This is a genomic window from Calothrix sp. NIES-2100, from assembly GCF_963875285.1.
GTDB lineage: Bacteria > Cyanobacteriota > Cyanobacteriia > Cyanobacteriales > Nostocaceae > Aulosira.
The window spans coordinates 2,210,319-2,226,629 of the sequence record NZ_CAWNLA010000001.1; the positions used below are offsets into that span (position 1 = coordinate 2,210,319).

At 41.1% G+C, this 16,311-nt stretch carries 15 protein-coding genes; 7 read left to right on the forward strand and 8 right to left on the reverse strand.

Translation table 11 applies throughout. The features are described 5' to 3' along the window. The first annotated feature begins 352 nt into the window (after window positions 1-352). Complete coding sequence (ppk1, locus tag AACU32_RS09465) at window positions 353-2,491, forward strand: polyphosphate kinase 1 (protein WP_096599337.1); 2,139 nt, start codon at window positions 353-355, stop codon at window positions 2,489-2,491. A gap of 685 nt (window positions 2,492-3,176) precedes the next feature. Here ppk1 and AACU32_RS09470 read toward each other — a convergent pair. The 3 genes from AACU32_RS09470 to AACU32_RS09480 form a co-directional block, all read right to left on the reverse strand. Then, window positions 3,177-4,157: a magnesium transporter CorA family protein gene (locus AACU32_RS09470; RefSeq protein ID WP_096599338.1), complete on the reverse strand. Its 981-nt coding sequence runs from the start codon at window positions 4,155-4,157 to the stop codon at window positions 3,177-3,179. Window positions 4,158-4,389: 232 nt separating this feature from the next. Beyond that, window positions 4,390-5,229: a class I SAM-dependent methyltransferase gene (locus tag AACU32_RS09475; RefSeq protein WP_096599339.1), complete on the reverse strand. Its 840-nt coding sequence runs from the start codon at window positions 5,227-5,229 to the stop codon at window positions 4,390-4,392. Window positions 5,230-5,243: 14 nt separating this feature from the next. Further along, window positions 5,244-5,801, reverse strand: a complete 558-nt coding sequence (locus AACU32_RS09480) for an NUDIX hydrolase (protein ID WP_096599340.1) — start codon at window positions 5,799-5,801, stop codon at window positions 5,244-5,246. A gap of 224 nt (window positions 5,802-6,025) precedes the next feature. Here AACU32_RS09480 and AACU32_RS09485 point away from each other — a divergent pair, with 224 nt between their 5' ends. The 5 genes from AACU32_RS09485 (at window position 6,026) to AACU32_RS09505 (ending at window position 10,676) form a co-directional block, all read left to right on the forward strand. Then, a complete protein-coding gene (locus AACU32_RS09485) occupies window positions 6,026-7,078 on the forward strand; it encodes a dipeptide epimerase (RefSeq protein WP_096599341.1) in 1,053 nt (350 codons plus the stop codon). Then, window positions 7,062-8,108 (forward strand): DUF1611 domain-containing protein, encoded by a 1,047-nt coding sequence (locus tag AACU32_RS09490; RefSeq protein WP_096599342.1) that lies wholly within the window; start codon window positions 7,062-7,064, stop codon window positions 8,106-8,108. The genes AACU32_RS09485 and AACU32_RS09490 overlap by 17 nt, the downstream gene beginning before the upstream one ends. A 573-nt stretch (window positions 8,109-8,681) precedes the next feature. Then, entirely contained in the window at window positions 8,682-9,125 is a 444-nt protein-coding gene (locus AACU32_RS09495) for a Nif11-like leader peptide family natural product precursor (protein ID WP_096599343.1), read from the forward strand. Between the two features lie 120 nt (window positions 9,126-9,245). Next, on the forward strand, window positions 9,246-10,508 hold the full coding sequence (locus AACU32_RS09500; RefSeq protein WP_096599344.1) for a nif11-class peptide radical SAM maturase 3: 1,263 nt from the start codon (window positions 9,246-9,248) through the stop codon (window positions 10,506-10,508). Between the two features lie 12 nt (window positions 10,509-10,520). Then, window positions 10,521-10,676 carry a hypothetical protein gene (locus AACU32_RS09505; RefSeq protein WP_339377706.1) on the forward strand — a complete coding sequence of 52 codons (156 nt, stop codon included), beginning with the start codon at window positions 10,521-10,523 and terminating at the stop codon, window positions 10,674-10,676. Between the two features lie 102 nt (window positions 10,677-10,778). On the opposite strand, the gene AACU32_RS09510 is transcribed toward AACU32_RS09505, so the two are convergent. The 5 genes from AACU32_RS09510 to AACU32_RS09530 form a co-directional block, all read right to left on the reverse strand. Then, the gene (locus tag AACU32_RS09510) at window positions 10,779-11,423 is read right to left on the reverse strand and encodes a DUF3226 domain-containing protein (protein ID WP_096599345.1); all 645 of its coding nucleotides are present in this window, start codon (window positions 11,421-11,423) and stop codon (window positions 10,779-10,781) included. A 2-nt stretch (window positions 11,424-11,425) separates the two neighbouring features. After that, window positions 11,426-12,562: an AAA family ATPase gene (locus AACU32_RS09515; RefSeq protein ID WP_096607928.1), complete on the reverse strand. Its 1,137-nt coding sequence runs from the start codon at window positions 12,560-12,562 to the stop codon at window positions 11,426-11,428. Window positions 12,563-12,661: 99 nt separating this feature from the next. Then, window positions 12,662-13,273 carry a Uma2 family endonuclease gene (locus AACU32_RS09520; RefSeq protein ID WP_096607929.1) on the reverse strand — a complete coding sequence of 204 codons (612 nt, stop codon included), beginning with the start codon at window positions 13,271-13,273 and terminating at the stop codon, window positions 12,662-12,664. Between the two features lie 45 nt (window positions 13,274-13,318). Beyond that, complete coding sequence (locus AACU32_RS09525) at window positions 13,319-14,443, reverse strand: aldo/keto reductase (protein WP_096599346.1); 1,125 nt, start codon at window positions 14,441-14,443, stop codon at window positions 13,319-13,321. Between the two features lie 323 nt (window positions 14,444-14,766). Beyond that, complete coding sequence (locus AACU32_RS09530) at window positions 14,767-15,264, reverse strand: bifunctional nuclease family protein (RefSeq protein WP_096599347.1); 498 nt, start codon at window positions 15,262-15,264, stop codon at window positions 14,767-14,769. 341 nt (window positions 15,265-15,605) lie between these two features. Here AACU32_RS09530 and AACU32_RS09535 point away from each other — a divergent pair, with 341 nt between their 5' ends. Beyond that, window positions 15,606-16,286 (forward strand): riboflavin synthase, encoded by a 681-nt coding sequence (locus AACU32_RS09535; protein ID WP_096599348.1) that lies wholly within the window; start codon window positions 15,606-15,608, stop codon window positions 16,284-16,286. Window positions 16,287-16,311: the final 25 nt, after the last annotated feature.

Sequence of the window (16,311 nt, forward strand, 5' to 3'; positions counted from 1 at the left end):
TGCAAGCATCAGAACTTTGTCACAGAGGACAAATTTTAAACCATTTGAATGCAATTATATACCGAGGCGATCGCACTGCTGACATCTGCCCCTAGCTGACTAAAATTTGCCCTCTATGTTTGCCGCCATTGTCATTTAAACTGGAAGTAATAGATATTTTAAATCTATCAATCAATTCAAGTCTAAGTTACAACTTAACCTAAATTAAACCTTTACTTAACCTCAATTCAAACATTCAGAATAGAAATTAAATTATCTTTGGTTGTTCACTAGACGAAAATCAATTGTTCAGAAGAGTTTAAGTGAAAAATAATAATTTAGCTTAAATAATTTAAATTGGGTGCAAACAATTATGAGTAAAACCAAAAAGACTAGCAAAAGTATTAATTTAACTAATTCTCAGTATTACTTTAATCGAGAATTAAGCTGGTTGGAATTTAATCGGCGGGTGTTGCATGAGGCGTTAGATGTCCGCACCCCCTTATTAGAAAGACTGAAATTTACTGCTATCTTCAGTTCTAATCTAGATGAATTTTTCATGGTTCGTGTTGCACTGCTTAAAGAACAAGTTCAAGCACAGTTCAGCCAGCAAAGTATCGATGGACGCACCCCACAACAACAATTAGAAGCAATCTATCAATGTCTGCATCCAATGGTGATGGAACAGCATCGTTACTTTGAGCAAGTGCTGCGCAAAGAAATGGCATCGCATGGTATTCATCTTCTTAATTACATTGATATTACTCCTGAACAGCGTAGTTACTTACAACAACTATTTCAAAACAAGATTTTTCCCGTTCTCACCCCCCTAGCAGTCGATCCTAGTCATCCCTTCCCCTTGATGGCTAATCTCAGTCTCAATTTAGCAGTCGTAGTCAAAGCTCCCAACACAGGAGAAGAAAAGTTTGCTAGAGTTAAAGTCCCAAATATTCTACCTCGCTTTATCTCGTTACCCCAGGAATTACAGCAACATAATGGTAAGTTAAATTCCTGGACAGGTGTGGCTATAGAGCAAGTTATTGCTCACAATTTAGAAGCTTTATTTCCGGGGATGATTATTAAAGAATATCATCTATTTCGCTTAACTCGTGATGCAGATTTAGAATTAGCAGAAGAAGAAGCGGATGATTTATTATTAGCAATTCAGCAGGAGTTACGTAAGCGTCATTTTGGTGGCTCTGTAGTGCGATTAGAAATCCAGCCATCAATGCCTGATTCAGTCCGACAGATGTTAATGGCAGAAATGGAACTGGCTAAGAGTGATATTTATGAGATAGACGGCTTATTGAATTTGAAAGATTTAATGTCGTTTATGAAATTGCCTTTGCCTAACTTGAAAGATCTAACTTGGACACCAGTAATTCCACCCCGTCTGCGTCATTTCCATCAACCTAGTAAAATCGCCAATATAGATGGTGAGGAAAGCAATATTTTCGCAGTAATTCAGCAAAAAGATTTGCTAGTACATCATCCTTATGAATCTTTCCGGGGTTCTGTAGAGTTATTTATTGCTCAAGCTGCTCGCGATCCCAATGTATTAGCAATCAAGATGACTCTTTATCGCACTTCGGGAGATTCGGAAATTATCAGTTCTCTGATTAATGCGGCGGAAAGCGGTAAACAAGTTGCTGCGATCGTCGAACTTAAAGCTCGCTTTGATGAAGAAAATAACATTACTTGGGCTACTAAATTAGAAAAATCTGGTGTTCATGTAGTCTATGGATTGGTAGGACTCAAGACTCACACCAAAATCGTGCTGGTGGTGCGTCAAGAAGGAGAAAATATCCGGCGATATGTTCATATTGGTACGGGAAATTATAATGCCAAAACAGCCAATTTATATACTGATGTGGGATTACTAAGTTGTCGAGAAGATTTAGGAGCAGATTTAACCGATTTATTTAATTATTTGACAGGCTATTCTTGCCAAGATTCTTATCGCAAGTTGCTAGTATCTCCTGTGAATATGCGTACTCGCATTATTGAGTTAATCCACAGAGAAATCGAGCATTGTAAAAACGGCAACAGAGGTCATATTATCGCGAAAATGAATTCTTTAGTTGATGCCGAGATTATTACCACTCTCTACGAAGCTTCTCAAGCGGGGGTAAAAATTGACTTAATTGTCCGGGGAATTTGTTGTTTGCGTCCGGGAGTTCCCGAAGTTAGTGAAAATATCAGAGTTATTAGTATTATCGGTCGGTTTTTAGAACACTCGCGGATATTTCACTTCTATAATAATGAACAAAGTGAAGTATATATTGGTAGTGCTGATTGGATGCCTCGCAACTTAGATCGGCGGGTGGAAGCTGTGACACCAGTTGAAGATGCCGATATTGTACAAAATTTACAAAATATTTTAGCAATCATGCTATTAGATAATCGACAAGCGTGGGAACTACAATCAGACGGTTCTTATATGCAACGTCACCCCGATGAAAATGATCAAGAACGGAATGCCCAAAATATTCTGATGGAAAAGACACCGTAATTATAGAGCGCAAGTAAATAAATATATGGCGGTTCTCAGCCCTTGAGAGGTGAACCCCACCCCCAACCCCCTCCCCGCAAGCGAGGAGGGGGCTATGATGCATTGGTGTCAACTTACAGCAATTTTCAGGTAAATGAACCACAAACAAACCTCACTTCCATTCCTCTCTCCTAAGAGGAGAGAGGCTTTGATTTTCTCCCCAACGCTAGTAGGGAAGGGGCTGGGGGTTAGGTCTTTTCATTGTGGTCTAAATACATGAAAACTGCTGTAACCCTGTTCTGTCACTCTCCGAAAACATTTGCTATTGCTGAATTCTAGAGCTTTTGCATAGCAAGCGATCGCACGATTATTTCCTAATTACAAATACCTGACCCATTTTTTTCTAATAGGAAAGCTTGTATTGATTGCCTCATAAGGCTTCTAGCAATCGCCCTTCCGGAAAGTGACAGAAGAGGGGTAACGTGAAACTCTTGCCAAGACGTGATGAGTGCGTTTTTTCGCTTCCCATCAAGCAAGATCCGCCGCGTCACCCCACCCCAGTTTTGTCTAAAGCCAAAACTTCCCCTCAGAGCAGGCTCTGAGGGGATTGAGGGGTGGGGTAAAATGCCTGTAGAATAAGCGTTAGAAGCACAATTTGACACGTATGGCTATGATGTAGCTCATTTGATGAGGAAAAGCTATATAACTAAAGCCAACTTTGTTTTTTGGCATACATAATACTGGCAATCACAATTAATATCATCACGCCGATGACGAGAGGATAAGCCAAAGGTTGATCTAATTCCGGCATATATTTAAAGTTCATACCATAAAAGCCAGAAATGAAAGTGAGGGGTAAGAATACTGTGGAAAGGATAGTCAGGCGATTAATTCGTTCACTGGTTTTGCTAGCAGTATTGTCGCGTTGAATTTCGAGTAATTCTGACATCCAGATTCTCAAAGCTTGGTATTCTTGCCAAAGTTTATCGACTTGATGAATCAATTCTTGAGTGAAAAGTTCCTTGACTGGCTGGGTTAACCATTGGAAATCTTCGTAATCCATCATAGCTAAAAGAGACTTGATGCTTTGAAAATTACGCCGTCCACAGCGAGTAGATTGCCTCATTGTGGCAATTTTTTTGTAAGTTGATTCATCACCAGAATTATCTAAAACTGCATCCTCTAAATCATCAAGTTGTCTAGAAATATAGTCAAATACAGTATAGTAATTATTTAAAATATCTTTATAAATGAGATATAAAATATAATCTATGCCCCAATTTTCAAGATTGATAATTCGTCTTTGAATATTGTTGCTTAAAATACTTAAAATTCTAATTTCTGTATCTTCAAAGGTGATGATAAAGTTGTTTCCCACAATAATACTGCCACGCACTATCTCAAATTCGCGATTTTTCATTTGATTAGTGAGAATTTCATAGCAATCAAATAAACAATCTTCTATATCTTCATCAATGCCGATAGGAAAATGGTTGAAAATCATGTCAACACGAGATGGCTTGATTTTAAATTGGTTGATAATTTTCGCAATAGCAGTGCGATCGCGGAAGCGAATACAGCGCAACCAGATATTGTGAGGGCTATTAATCCTTTCCAGGATGGCATTGACATTGTTACTGGTGAATACTTCCAGATGATTCTGAGAAAAGGTAAGCAGAATTAGCATATCCCAATCCTAATTGAGCCGTGAAAAAACACGGTTATTGGAAATCATACCTTGAGAGTTGTTTCACCTGAACACTGTAACTGTGATAACGACAGGTTAAGAAACAGTTGCAAAGGCGGAGAAACCCAAAACATGCATCTGTTTCATTCTTTTTGCCAATTGGTATTAGTTAAATTTGAAGAGTGCGATCGCTCACTAAATGTCACCAGCGCGATTCATTGATTATTGATAGTTATTGCACTGATGGTTTGGAGGCTACAGCTAACACCACAGCAGCAGGAATTTCCACACTACCGTTGGAGACATACTTTTTTGCTCCCTCGATAATTGCATTCTCAATATTGTGGCGTTGTGTTGTGGTTTGCATTGCCAACATCGGCCCCAGCCGCGCTGTACTTGCAATCACTGTGGGTAAGACATCTTCAGGTGTGGGGAAATTCCACAATATAGGCAGTTCGGTAACTGATACGGAGGTGAATCCGACTGCTTGCAAAGCTGTTTCACATTCTGTGGGTTCGCCAAAGCGGAACAAAGGTGGACCTGGAGGTAGATCTACATTCATGTTGCCATGAGTCTGCACTGAGCCGAGGATCAGTTTCATGAAAGGATTACGGGTTGGTGGTGTCCAGCAGGTGAAAGCATAGCGCCCTCGGGTTTTGAGTACTCGCCAAGATTCGGCGATCGCTTTTTGGGGTGCGGGGAAATGCAGAATACCCAAGTTACAGACGATGGCATCAAATCGAGCTGACTCAAAAGGCAGATTTTCGGCATCCCCAGTATAAAATTCAGCTTGGGGACAACGCGATCGCGCCATCGCCACCATATTCTCTACCAAGTCTAAGCCAGTGACTATGGCTTGTCTGCCCACCGCCGCCGCACTCAGCCATCCAGTACCACAAGCGACATCCAGCAATTGCGTACCATATCCCACGCCGACTGCATCTAAGATGGCTGTATTCACCTGAGATGTTACCTGGGCGATCGCGCGATCGTATGTTTGCGCCACTCGAGAAAATCCGTCATGCTCAAATTGCTTGAAAGCTTCGCGATCTATGTGAGAATAATCTGTCATATTTTACCTCCTGGCTACTTGCCAAAATTCAGAAACTTTAACCCTAATAAAAGCGCCGCCACAGTCCCGGCTACAGCAATTTCCCCTTGGGTAATTTTCTCTAAAACCGATTTTACAGGAATTAATATAACTTCAATTTCTTCTGTAATATCTAACTGTTGTTCTTTGGCTTTTATGACATTTTCTGCTAAAAATAAATGGATTTGATTAGTATCTTTACTGGGCTTATCGTATAGAGTGGCGATTTTTCTCACTTGTTGAGTAATATAACCAGTTTCTTCTGCCAATTCTCTAACCGCTGCTACTTCCGCACTTTCTTGTTGTGGATCAAAACTTCCTGCTGGCAGTTCGATGAAAAATTCACCGACTGCGTGTCGATATTGCCGCACAAATACAATCTCTTGATTGAGAGTAATCGGTAAAATTAAAGCTACTTCTGGTTTAAGATTAACAAAATAATCATCGATAATTTTGCCATTAGGTAATTCTATTTCATCTTGCCGCACTTGGCACCAAGGATGATCTAATACCATTTTTGATTTTAAGATAGTCCATTTTTTGAGGTTGGTCATTTGTTATTTGTCAATAGTCAGTTGTCAGTTGTTATTGGGCATTGGGCATTGGGCTTGTGGCGGGACAAGGGCACTCTTGCAACAGTCAACAGTCAACAGTCAACAGTATCCCCTGCCCCTGCTTTTTTCGGTAAAAAAGTATAACAGATGTATTCAAACAACAATACTTTAGAGCTAAAGTGTGATATTTGTGTAATTCGCCCTAGCCTGAAATCAAAATATCTATGCAAATTCAAGTAAAAGTATTTACTGTCAATAAGCGGTTTCCCTTGACGATTAGTCGGGGTACAACTGCACAGACAACAAATATCTGGGTGAGTGTTTCTCAAGATGCGATTGCAGGCTGGGGGGAAGCATCACCTTTTGGTGTCGGCAATCATGGGCAATCGACTGATAAAATCAAAGATGCTTTGCAGCAAGTTACACCGATTTTGCAGAGATTCAGCCCGTTACAACGGCAGCAAGTTGAGGAAGAGTTAATCAAGATGCAGGTTCCTTCGGCTGTGAGGGCGGCGCTGGATATGGCTATGCACGATTGGTTGGGGAAGCGCGTCGGCTTACCACTGTGGCAACTTTGGGGACTCGATCGCGATCGCATCGTCCCGACTTCAGTCACTATTGGCATAAATTCTCCCGCAGGAGCGCGAGCTAGGGCGCGGGACTGGTTACAATTTACAGATGTCCGTCTTTTCAAGGTAAAGCTAGGTAATCCTGATGGCATAGAAGCAGATCGGCAAATGTTATTAGCAGTTAAAGAAGAAGCACCAAATGTGGAATTTTTTGTTGATGCTAATGGTGGTTGGAGTTTGAACGATGCGATGGAAATGTGTAATTGGCTGAGTGATTTAGGTATAAAGTATGTAGAACAGCCATTGCCAAGGGGAGAAGAACAAAGTTTAGCAGAATTAAAGGAGCATACACCGCTGCCGATTTTTGTCGATGAAAGTTGCTTTAGTTGCGCTGATATTCCCCAACTAGCAAACTATGTTGATGGTATTAATATCAAACTGATGAAATCAGGAGGCTTAACAGAAGCAATGCGAATGGTAAATACAGCAAAAGCCTATGGTTTGCAAGTCATGTTTGGTTGCTATTCTGATAGTTCGCTAGCCAATACAGCAGCAGCACAGCTAGCACCTCTAGCTGATTATTTAGATTTAGACAGTCATCTGAATTTAATCGACGATCCTTTTATGGGTGCATCGATTCAACAAGGGAAAATTTTGCCCAACGATTTACCAGGTTTGGGGGTACAACATAGTGCGTTTGCCACTTAATCAACGAATAGCTATTTTGCTGCATGAGGGAACGGCTGGAACTCAGGGCAAAACAGGGTTGTCACTTTTACGTTACAGTGAAGCCCCAATCGTCGCCGTCATCGATCGCGAATGTGTAGGAAAATCTTTACCAGAAATTACAGGTATTAAGCGTGATGTACCAATTGTTGGATCTGTAGCCGCATCTTTAGAATACAAGCCGCAAGTTTTGGTAATTGGTATTGCACCCAAAGGCGGTGCTGTACCAGATGATTATTGGCATGAACTCAAAGATGCGCTACAAGCTGGAATGTCATTGGTGAATGGTTTGCACACACCATTAGCAACGATGCCAGAATTAAATGCACTGCTGAAACCAGGGCAATTAATTTGGGATGTGCGCAAAGAACCACCGAATTTAGACGTTGCTAGCGGTTTAGCACGTACCCTTCCCTGTCGGCGGGTATTAACTGTGGGAACTGACATGGCAATTGGGAAAATGTCAACCAGCCTAGAAATGCATTGGGCGTCAAGACTTAGGGGTTGGCGTTCTAAATTTTTAGCCACCGGTCAAACTGGTGTCATGCTAGAAGGAGATGGCATAGCCTTAGATGCCGTGCGAGTAGACTATGCTGCTGGTGCTGTCGAACAAATGCTGATGCGCTATGGCAAAAACTACGACATCGTGCATATAGAAGGACAAGGTTCTCTGTTACATCCCGGTTCAACAGCAACTCTGCCCTTAATCCGTGGTTCCCAACCCACTCAACTAGTGTTAGTTCATCGATTTGGACAAACTCATAACCGCAATAATCCCCATGTACCAATTCCGCCTTTACCAGAAGTGATCCGGCTTTATGAAACAGTTGCTAGTGCAGGCGGTGCCTTTGCCCCTGTGCGAGTAGTTGCTGTTGCATTGAATACGGCTCATTTAGATGAGACGGGGGCTAAAGAAGCGATCGCCCAAACAACAGCACAAACTGGATTACCCTGTACTGATGCAGTCCGTTTTGACGCTAACATCCTGTTAGACGCAGTGATGAGGAATTAAAACCGCAGCGCATCATATTTATCGGTGCGTTAAGCTTGGCTGTAACGCACCCTTGTAATTTTTGCAAAGTAATGCGATCGCATTATCACTTCATGGGTAGACGCTGCATCGGCTTGTCCTAGACATTGCTTGACTTTTAAAACAGTCGCGACAATTTAAGTTTTACCTAATATCTTACACCTACACTTAGAAGTGTGAAGCTATACAAACAGAGCTTACCTACCCTAAAAAAGCGCAAATCCTGTTTGAGGTAACGGGAACGACTTAGTTGTATGTGCGCTTAAATTTATGATTTTTCCGGTTGTTGATAAAAATATATGTTTATTACAACCGGAAAAATCAGTATTAATACTTTATTGCCAGATGTGAGTTACTTTATAATCATATCTAACTTCCAACTTGATCAAAAAACTAGCCGAATTGGCTACATCTGTTTTATTCTCTCTGCTAGAGTATTAAAAATATAGAATCAAAGACTTTAATAGGCGTAACTGCATATATTTTGCTGTGGCTGCATAGCAGCTAAAAATGCCTGTTGCTCTATTCTTATGGTATGGGAGGAATAAGAATAAGATGTCCCTAGAAATTTTAGAAAAAGTTAAGGAATTCCTGATCAGACTTGTCAAAGATGAAGGTTTTCGCACTCAATTGATGAGCGATAAAGTTGACGAAGTTAAAAAAGTTATAGAAGATGGCGGCTATAACTTTTCGCCAGAAGAATTTGAAACAGCAACTATCAAAATCTTGGAATTAAAAGAATTAGGTGAGTTTCACGAACTCACAGAACAAGAATTAATCGGGGCTGTAGGTGGTATTACAAACATTGGTTCAATTACTATTCAGCCACTTTATGGAGTTATCGTCGGGACTCCGAAAAAATGCATTCGTCCATGTCCAAAGCCAAGGCCCTGGCCGCAACCGCTGTATGGAATAGTCGTTGATCCGCCAATAGTCATCGATCCACCAATAGCACAGCCACTATACGGTGTAATTATCGATGATAGACCAACATCATAACTTTGGTGGTTCACCACATTAATTTTGATCGGCTGCTTTATCCCCGACTTCTTGAAGAAGTCGGGGATCTAATAAGCAACCCTTCATAACTATAAATGATGGCAATTTTTGGGGGAGAGGATGACATATCAGCGCACAAGTTATGCTGTTTGGGAAATCACTTTAAAATGCAATCTCGCCTGTAGCCATTGTGGTTCTCGCGCTGGTAATGCACGCACCAAAGAACTGTCTACAGAAGAAGCATTAAATCTCGTGCAGCAGATGGCAGAAGTCGGGATTAAAGAAGTTACTTTGATAGGTGGTGAAGCATTTTTGCGTCCTGATTGGTTGGAAATTGCCAAAGCTATTAATCAAGCAGGAATGCGTTGTGGTATGACTACAGGTGGCTATGGCATTTCTTTAGAAACTGCACGCAAAATGAAAGCCGCAGGGATTAATACTGTCTCTGTTTCTATTGATGGCTTAGAAGCAACTCACGATCGCCTGCGGGGAAAACCAGGTTCGTGGAAATACGCTTTTAAAACCATGAGTCATCTGCGAGAAGTTGGTATTACTTTTGGTTGCAATACCCAAATTAATCGCCTCTCAGCGCCGGAGTTTCCTAGTATTTATGAATGCATTCGCGATGCTGGTGCTGTAGCTTGGCAAATTCAGCTAACTGTACCGATGGGTAATGCAGCCGACAACGCAGACATTCTACTCCAACCTTACGAATTACTAGATGTTTACCCCATGATAGCCCGCGTGGCTCGTCGTGCTTACAGCGAAGGTGTGCAACTCCAGCCAGGAAATAATATTGGCTACTACGGCCCTTACGAACGGCTGTTGCGGGGACGGGGAACCGAGGAGGAATGGACATTTTGGCAAGGCTGTGCTGCTGGACTTTCCACCTTGGGAATTGAAGCTGACGGTGCAATTAAAGCTTGTCCTTCCTTACCTACTACAGCTTACACAGGTGGTAATATTCGCGACCATAATCTTAAAGATATAATTGAAAACGCTGAAGAATTGCGGTTTAATTTAGGAGCAGGAACACCAGAAGGCACAAAACATTTGTGGGGTTTCTGTAAAACCTGCGAATTCGCTGAACTTTGTCGTGGTGGTTGCAGTTGGACTGCTCATGTGTTCTTTGATAAGCGAGGTAACAATCCATACTGTCATCATCGCGCGCTTGTCCATGCAGAAAAAGGTTTAAGAGAGCGAGTTATTCCCAAAGTGAAAGCTAAAGGGCTTCCTTTTGATAATGGGGAATTTGAACTGATAGAAGAGGCGAACGCAACACCTTTCCCGGAAAACGATCCGCTACATTTTACCAGCGATCGCATTCAATGGTCTGGTAGTTGGCAAGAAGAACCTGAAAATGCTTACTCTGTGGTTGGGTAATTTGGAGGAAATATGGACTTCTCAGCTAATATTGAGACAAATACGAGCGAAGTAGAGAAACTATCCCTACTACCACGTTCAGCTTGGGATAGACAATTGCCTTATTTCAAAGCACTATTTAAAGCCAAACAAGCCTTAGATAAAACTTACGGAACTGTTAAAAAATAATACCAGAAATGTATTTTTCTGGCTGGGGCTTAGAGCAGCTTTTCCCAAGGGGTGAGTGAAAGGAGCGATCGCTTTTTTTACTATCAATGACAGCAAATTAGTTCAGAGGTCGTACAAAGTTTTAAACCAATTTACAAATATCTGTGCATTTGGATGTATCGGATTTAGAATTCGCTGCTTAATGGCATCATGTAGCTGTCGCCCTGGTGGATGTTGCCAAGCTAACCATGTATAAATGTGAGCTTTATCAACATGAGGATCTATAAATAACGCCCCTCTATTTTTTGCTTCTGCTACTACCTCCTGAGCATATTGCCAGAGAGGCTCACTCTCATCTGGAATCATATAAGCTAGGAAAGTTTCTAACATACCTCGCATCAGGTTATCTGGCATAATCCAGATACCGAATTTGATGCCATTGGTGCTGATAATTAGTCCTGTCTGTGGTATTTGCTGAGGAATTGTAGGGATACTTTGCAAACAAGCATTTCTGATACTTGTCCAACGTGCTGAGGCATCTTCATCTGCATCTATTATTATACCTAGATTTGTCAGTCCTGATGCTTGTAGCTCAGTAGATATTAGCTCTGCATTAATATTTTCATAACCTCCACAGTCTTGTATAAAGACAATCGGCTTGTTTTTCTTTCCCCAAGGAATTCCATTATTTTCTATAAGTTCTGGTATGACGCGCAGATCATCTGTTCCTTCTACCAAAAGCTTCTTGGGTTCATAACCTTTGGCCATTGCTAACGCACCTCAATTTCTCTTTCCGCAGCAATGACAATTTGAGATTCTTTAAAAACTATACTTTTATCTTTACCTCTTTCAATCCTATGAATCCTAATACCATCTTCAGTTACATCTTCCTCTTGTACAATAGTGGCTAAACTTGTCCAACAATCACTATTGTGAGTAGTTGCGAAAACTTGCACATTTAATCTTTTGGCTGTTTCCCAAATCAGTTTCCACATATCTGACATAGCCGTAAAATGGAGTCCCGTATCAATTTCATCAACAAATAAGTATCCATCTTTAGCACACACTGTAGCTAATGCAAGTCCTAAGATACGCCAAATACCATCACCCATACTGCCAATTGGTACACGCTGATTACTATCAGAAAGAAGGATAAAAAAACCGCCCCGCGAATCAAAGGAATATCTGGACTTTCGAGAACTAACTGGAGCAATCCGTTGAATTTTAGAGTCTATTCTATGAAGTGCTTGCTCTACAAGTTTTTCTTCAGGCGTTAGTACTATCTGATCAAATAGTTCAATCATCTTCTCGGTTCCTAGAGAAGATGATGTTATAAATTGTATTTTTGGTGCTGGATTTTTAGGATCTCTACGCAATTGACGAGTATAATCCTCTACAGGAAGTCCGCCATTAGCTGATAGTGGTAGTCTCCAAGGCTTTTCTTCTCGACCATAATTCCACTTAATACTGAAATCTAGTTCCCTTAATGCATCTGGGACTTCATCATATAGAAACTCAGGTGATGAGCTAAGTTGCTCTTTTGAAAAAATTTTGCGTTCTTCTATTGATACAATAAGCTCCTCTTGAATATTGCCATTAGTACCGGTTATTGAAAATTTGCTTCCCAGTTCAATCTCGTGACCATAAAAAAGGTGACGAACATCAAGCTCTTTATCTGGCCTTAACCTACGTTCACTACGCTCATCATCAAAAAAATATTCACTCCGGTTAGTCATTGTCTGGCGTAGTGGATCAAGATTATTCCGTGAGCATAAAAGTTGAATAGCTTCGAGTATTGATGTTTTACCAGTATTGTTTTTGCCAACTAGCAGATTTATTCTACCAAGCTGCTGAAGCTCGAAAGATTGGAAACTACGGAAATTATTTATTTTTATCGTCTTCAACATAATTTTGCTAGCCGGAGACAACAAAGAGATAATGACTGGTATTAGTATACGCAGCTTTGACATCTCTCAATCTAGCAAACATAGGTGGCTCTTTTCACCTCATGCCTCTACATCAGCGCTTTCGGCTTCTTTTTCCACAAGCTCAAACTGCACTTTGTTGTATAAATCTTGCAAAGAAATTTCAAAAGGTACGGTTACAAGTGCGATTGCTTCATCTTCTTCATCGTATTCACGCAGCGCCCATTGTTTCTTACCAGTTTTGGAAAATTGTTCTACATAAATCCGATTTTGATCGATTAATAAATATTCTTGAAAAGTGGGAATTGTCCGGTAAGCCTCAAATTTACCTTGGCGATCATAGTTTTTGGTTGATTGTGATAAAACCTCCACAATTATTTGTGGATTCACAATTATATCTAAACGATTGTTGAAATACTCTGGTTCATCTGCCAGAATCATCACATCTGGATAAGTATAAGTACGCTTTTGAGCTATCCATAAACGAACATCACCCATATACACTCGGTAGTGTTGTTTTTTGAAAGCAAAATTTAAATCAGTACTTAAATTGAGCGCTATTTGATTGTGATTTAGTGTACCACCAGCCATTGGAATTATTTGCCCATCAATATATTCGCTTTTGTAGTCAGCAGCTTCCTCTAGTTGTAAATATTCTTCTGGGGTGTAGTATCGCTGTTGTGTGATTTGCATAATTTTTTGAGATAGCGATCGCATTCAACGAACAGTGTAACGTGGTTATCCCCACAATCTCCTACCTGCTTTGCCATTTAATCTTTCATGGCTATTTTGCAATAAAGCGGGAATATCTAATTCTTCAGGACACCTGGGTAAACAATCCCCACATTCTGTACAACGGTTCGCTTTCATTCCTGCAAACCAGTGACCGGCATTTTCAAACATTCCATAGCGATATTTGCTATAGTCTGTCATGTCATATGCCACTGCTAGATTACGTAATCGCAATACCTCTGGAATATTAATATTTTCCGGGCAAGGTAAACAAGCATAGCAAGAGCTACACTTATCAGTTCCTAAAGCAATTTGCTGTTGATTTGCTAACCGTCCAAAAGCTGCAATTTCTGCTGATGTTAATTCATCTACACTGTCAGCAACCCGCAAAGGAGCAATTAATTCCTCTGGGTTGGCTGGCCCTATACTCAAGGTAGTAATCCGGCGATCGCTCAATAAAAATCGATAATTTAACTCTAAGGGTGAAAATGGATCGCACAAATCTTTTAAGGTTTGGGGTGGTGTGTAAAGTCGTCCCCCTTTATCCGCAGGAGAAATGATAAAAATCCCCATGTCTTTCTCCGTCGCTAGCTGAATAGCTGGTGCATGGCGTTGGAAAAAATAGTAATAATGCAGATTGACAAATTCAAATAAATCTGTATTTATGGCTGCTTGAATCAGATCTAACGATCCGTGAGTAGAAAAACCCACATGTCGCACCCTACCATCGGCGATCGCTTCTTGTACAGCCTCTATACAACCAGATTGCACCAATTCTAGATGTTCCCAAGTATTTAAGCCATGAATTCCCAAGCAATCTAGATAATCTAGCTGCAATTTTTCTAAAGATTCATCAATATAGCGACGCATCGTGTCAACATCGGCTGTCGGGGGAATTTTGCTAGTGATGTGAAGTTGGGAACGAGGTACAGATAACCCAGCTTTGAGTGCTTTACCAAAAAACTCCTCACTTTTGCCGTAACCTCTAGCAGTTTCTATATGATTAATTCCCAACGCCAAGGCTGTTTCGATGGTTTGCTGCGCATTTTCAGCATCAGCCAAATAGCGCATTGTTCCCAAAGAAAAAACCGACAGGTGTAGATTAGTTTTGCCAAAGCGTCGATATTGCATATAGTCAGTTGTCAGTTGTCATTTGTCATTTGTCCCATGCCCCAATGCAGTTCACTTAAGCATTTCTTTCTTCTCTCTGCGTCCTTCTCTGCGAGACGCTAACGCGAAGGCGTACTTGGCGGTTGATTAAAAAAATAACCTTGATGACAGAGTTTCAGCCTTAACACCAAGCCTATTGTCCCATGCCCAATGCCCAATGCCCAATGACTCGTAAGAAGAAAAAATAAAGAAATTGTGTGCTTTTCTTTACTTCTTCTTCCTAGTTCTTTATGGTTTAATTTGTTGATTCTTTCTGGTTTAGCAATTAGCACTTCCGTAATTTTCTAACTTTCGCCATTACCAAAGCGTTTGATCAAATCTTCAGGACGGAGATTAGAAACAAATTCGCGGAATGCTTGTTGTTCTGCTTCATCAGCGTCGCGATCAACAGGGATAGAAGCATCAGCAATGACTTCTTCCATTACCCAAATGGGGGTATTGGTACGCAGCGCAATGGCGATCGCATCGCTAGGACGGGAGTCAATTTCTTTTGTTGTCTCGCCGTGCTTGACAACTAATGCTGCATAAAATGTATCCTTTTGCAAGGAATGAATAATTACTTTTTCTAAAGTCAAGTTCCACGTTTCCAGAATATTTACAATTAAATCGTGAGTTAAAGGCCGTGGAGGCTTTTGACTCTCTATTGCTCCCGCGATCGCCCTAGCCTGTTCCTGACCGATATAAATTGGCAATGCACGGCGATCGGAAGCATCTTTCAGAAGTACAATTGGGCTGCGGGTTATGGCATCTAATGCTATGCCAGCGACTCTCATTTCAATCATTGGCTAAGCCTCTACGCTCCTTGGAGTACTTGGTTATTAAGTATCAAATAATACCCTAAATGGGTTAAGTCCGGGACAGGAATAAACATAGGCATTTGTTCTCTATAATTGCTGCTATTGAACTCCGAACTTGATGTGAACACCAGATTAAGTCAAAGTGGTCTACTTAGACAATATCCTTCTTACCCAAGTATGCCTTGTCCATGATGCTAATGTGATAATATCCCTATCTTAAATAACGTCAGAAAATATACTCAGATTTTGCAACATTTATGGAGGGAATTAGCAGTAGTTTTTCGGCAAAATTAGGCAATAAATAGATTTACTTTGGCAAACAAGCTGTGTTTACAGGATTGATCCAGGCTTTAGGAACCATGAAACCCCTTGGGGGAGATTCTTGGCAAATTACTTGTGTAAGTCAGTCATCTGATTTAATTATGCAGGATCTGGCTTACGGCGACAGTATTGCCGTTGATGGCGTATGTCTGACAGTGGAAGAAGTGTTAAAGGATGGTTTTATCGCCACTGCATCCCCAGAAACTTTGCGCCGCACGACTTTAGGAGATGAGGACACACCACAGAAATGGGTTAATCTTGAAGCTTCGTTGCGGGTAGGAAGCAAAGTAGGCGGTCATTTTGTGATGGGACATGTAGACGGTGTTGGGCGGATGGTGAGTGCCCAACAAACAGCTAGTTCTTGGGAAATGACCTTTATAGCAGCTGAGGCGATCGCGCGGTACATTGTCCCCAAGGGTAGTATTGCTGTCAATGGAATTAGCCTCACAGTAGCCGCCTACGAGCCAGAACTCTCTCAATTCACAGTGGCGGTAATTCCCCTCACCTACGCCGAAACCAATCTCCGTGATTTAGTTCCTGGTAGTTTGGTGAATCTCGAAGGAGATATTCTCGGCAAATATGTCGAAAAATTCCTTTATTCTGGCAAACCAAACCCTAACTCTGGGGATAATTCCAGTTCTGCTGACATTACACCTGCATTTTTAGCAGAACACGGCTACTTGTAGAAGGATGAAGGATGAAGGATGAAAG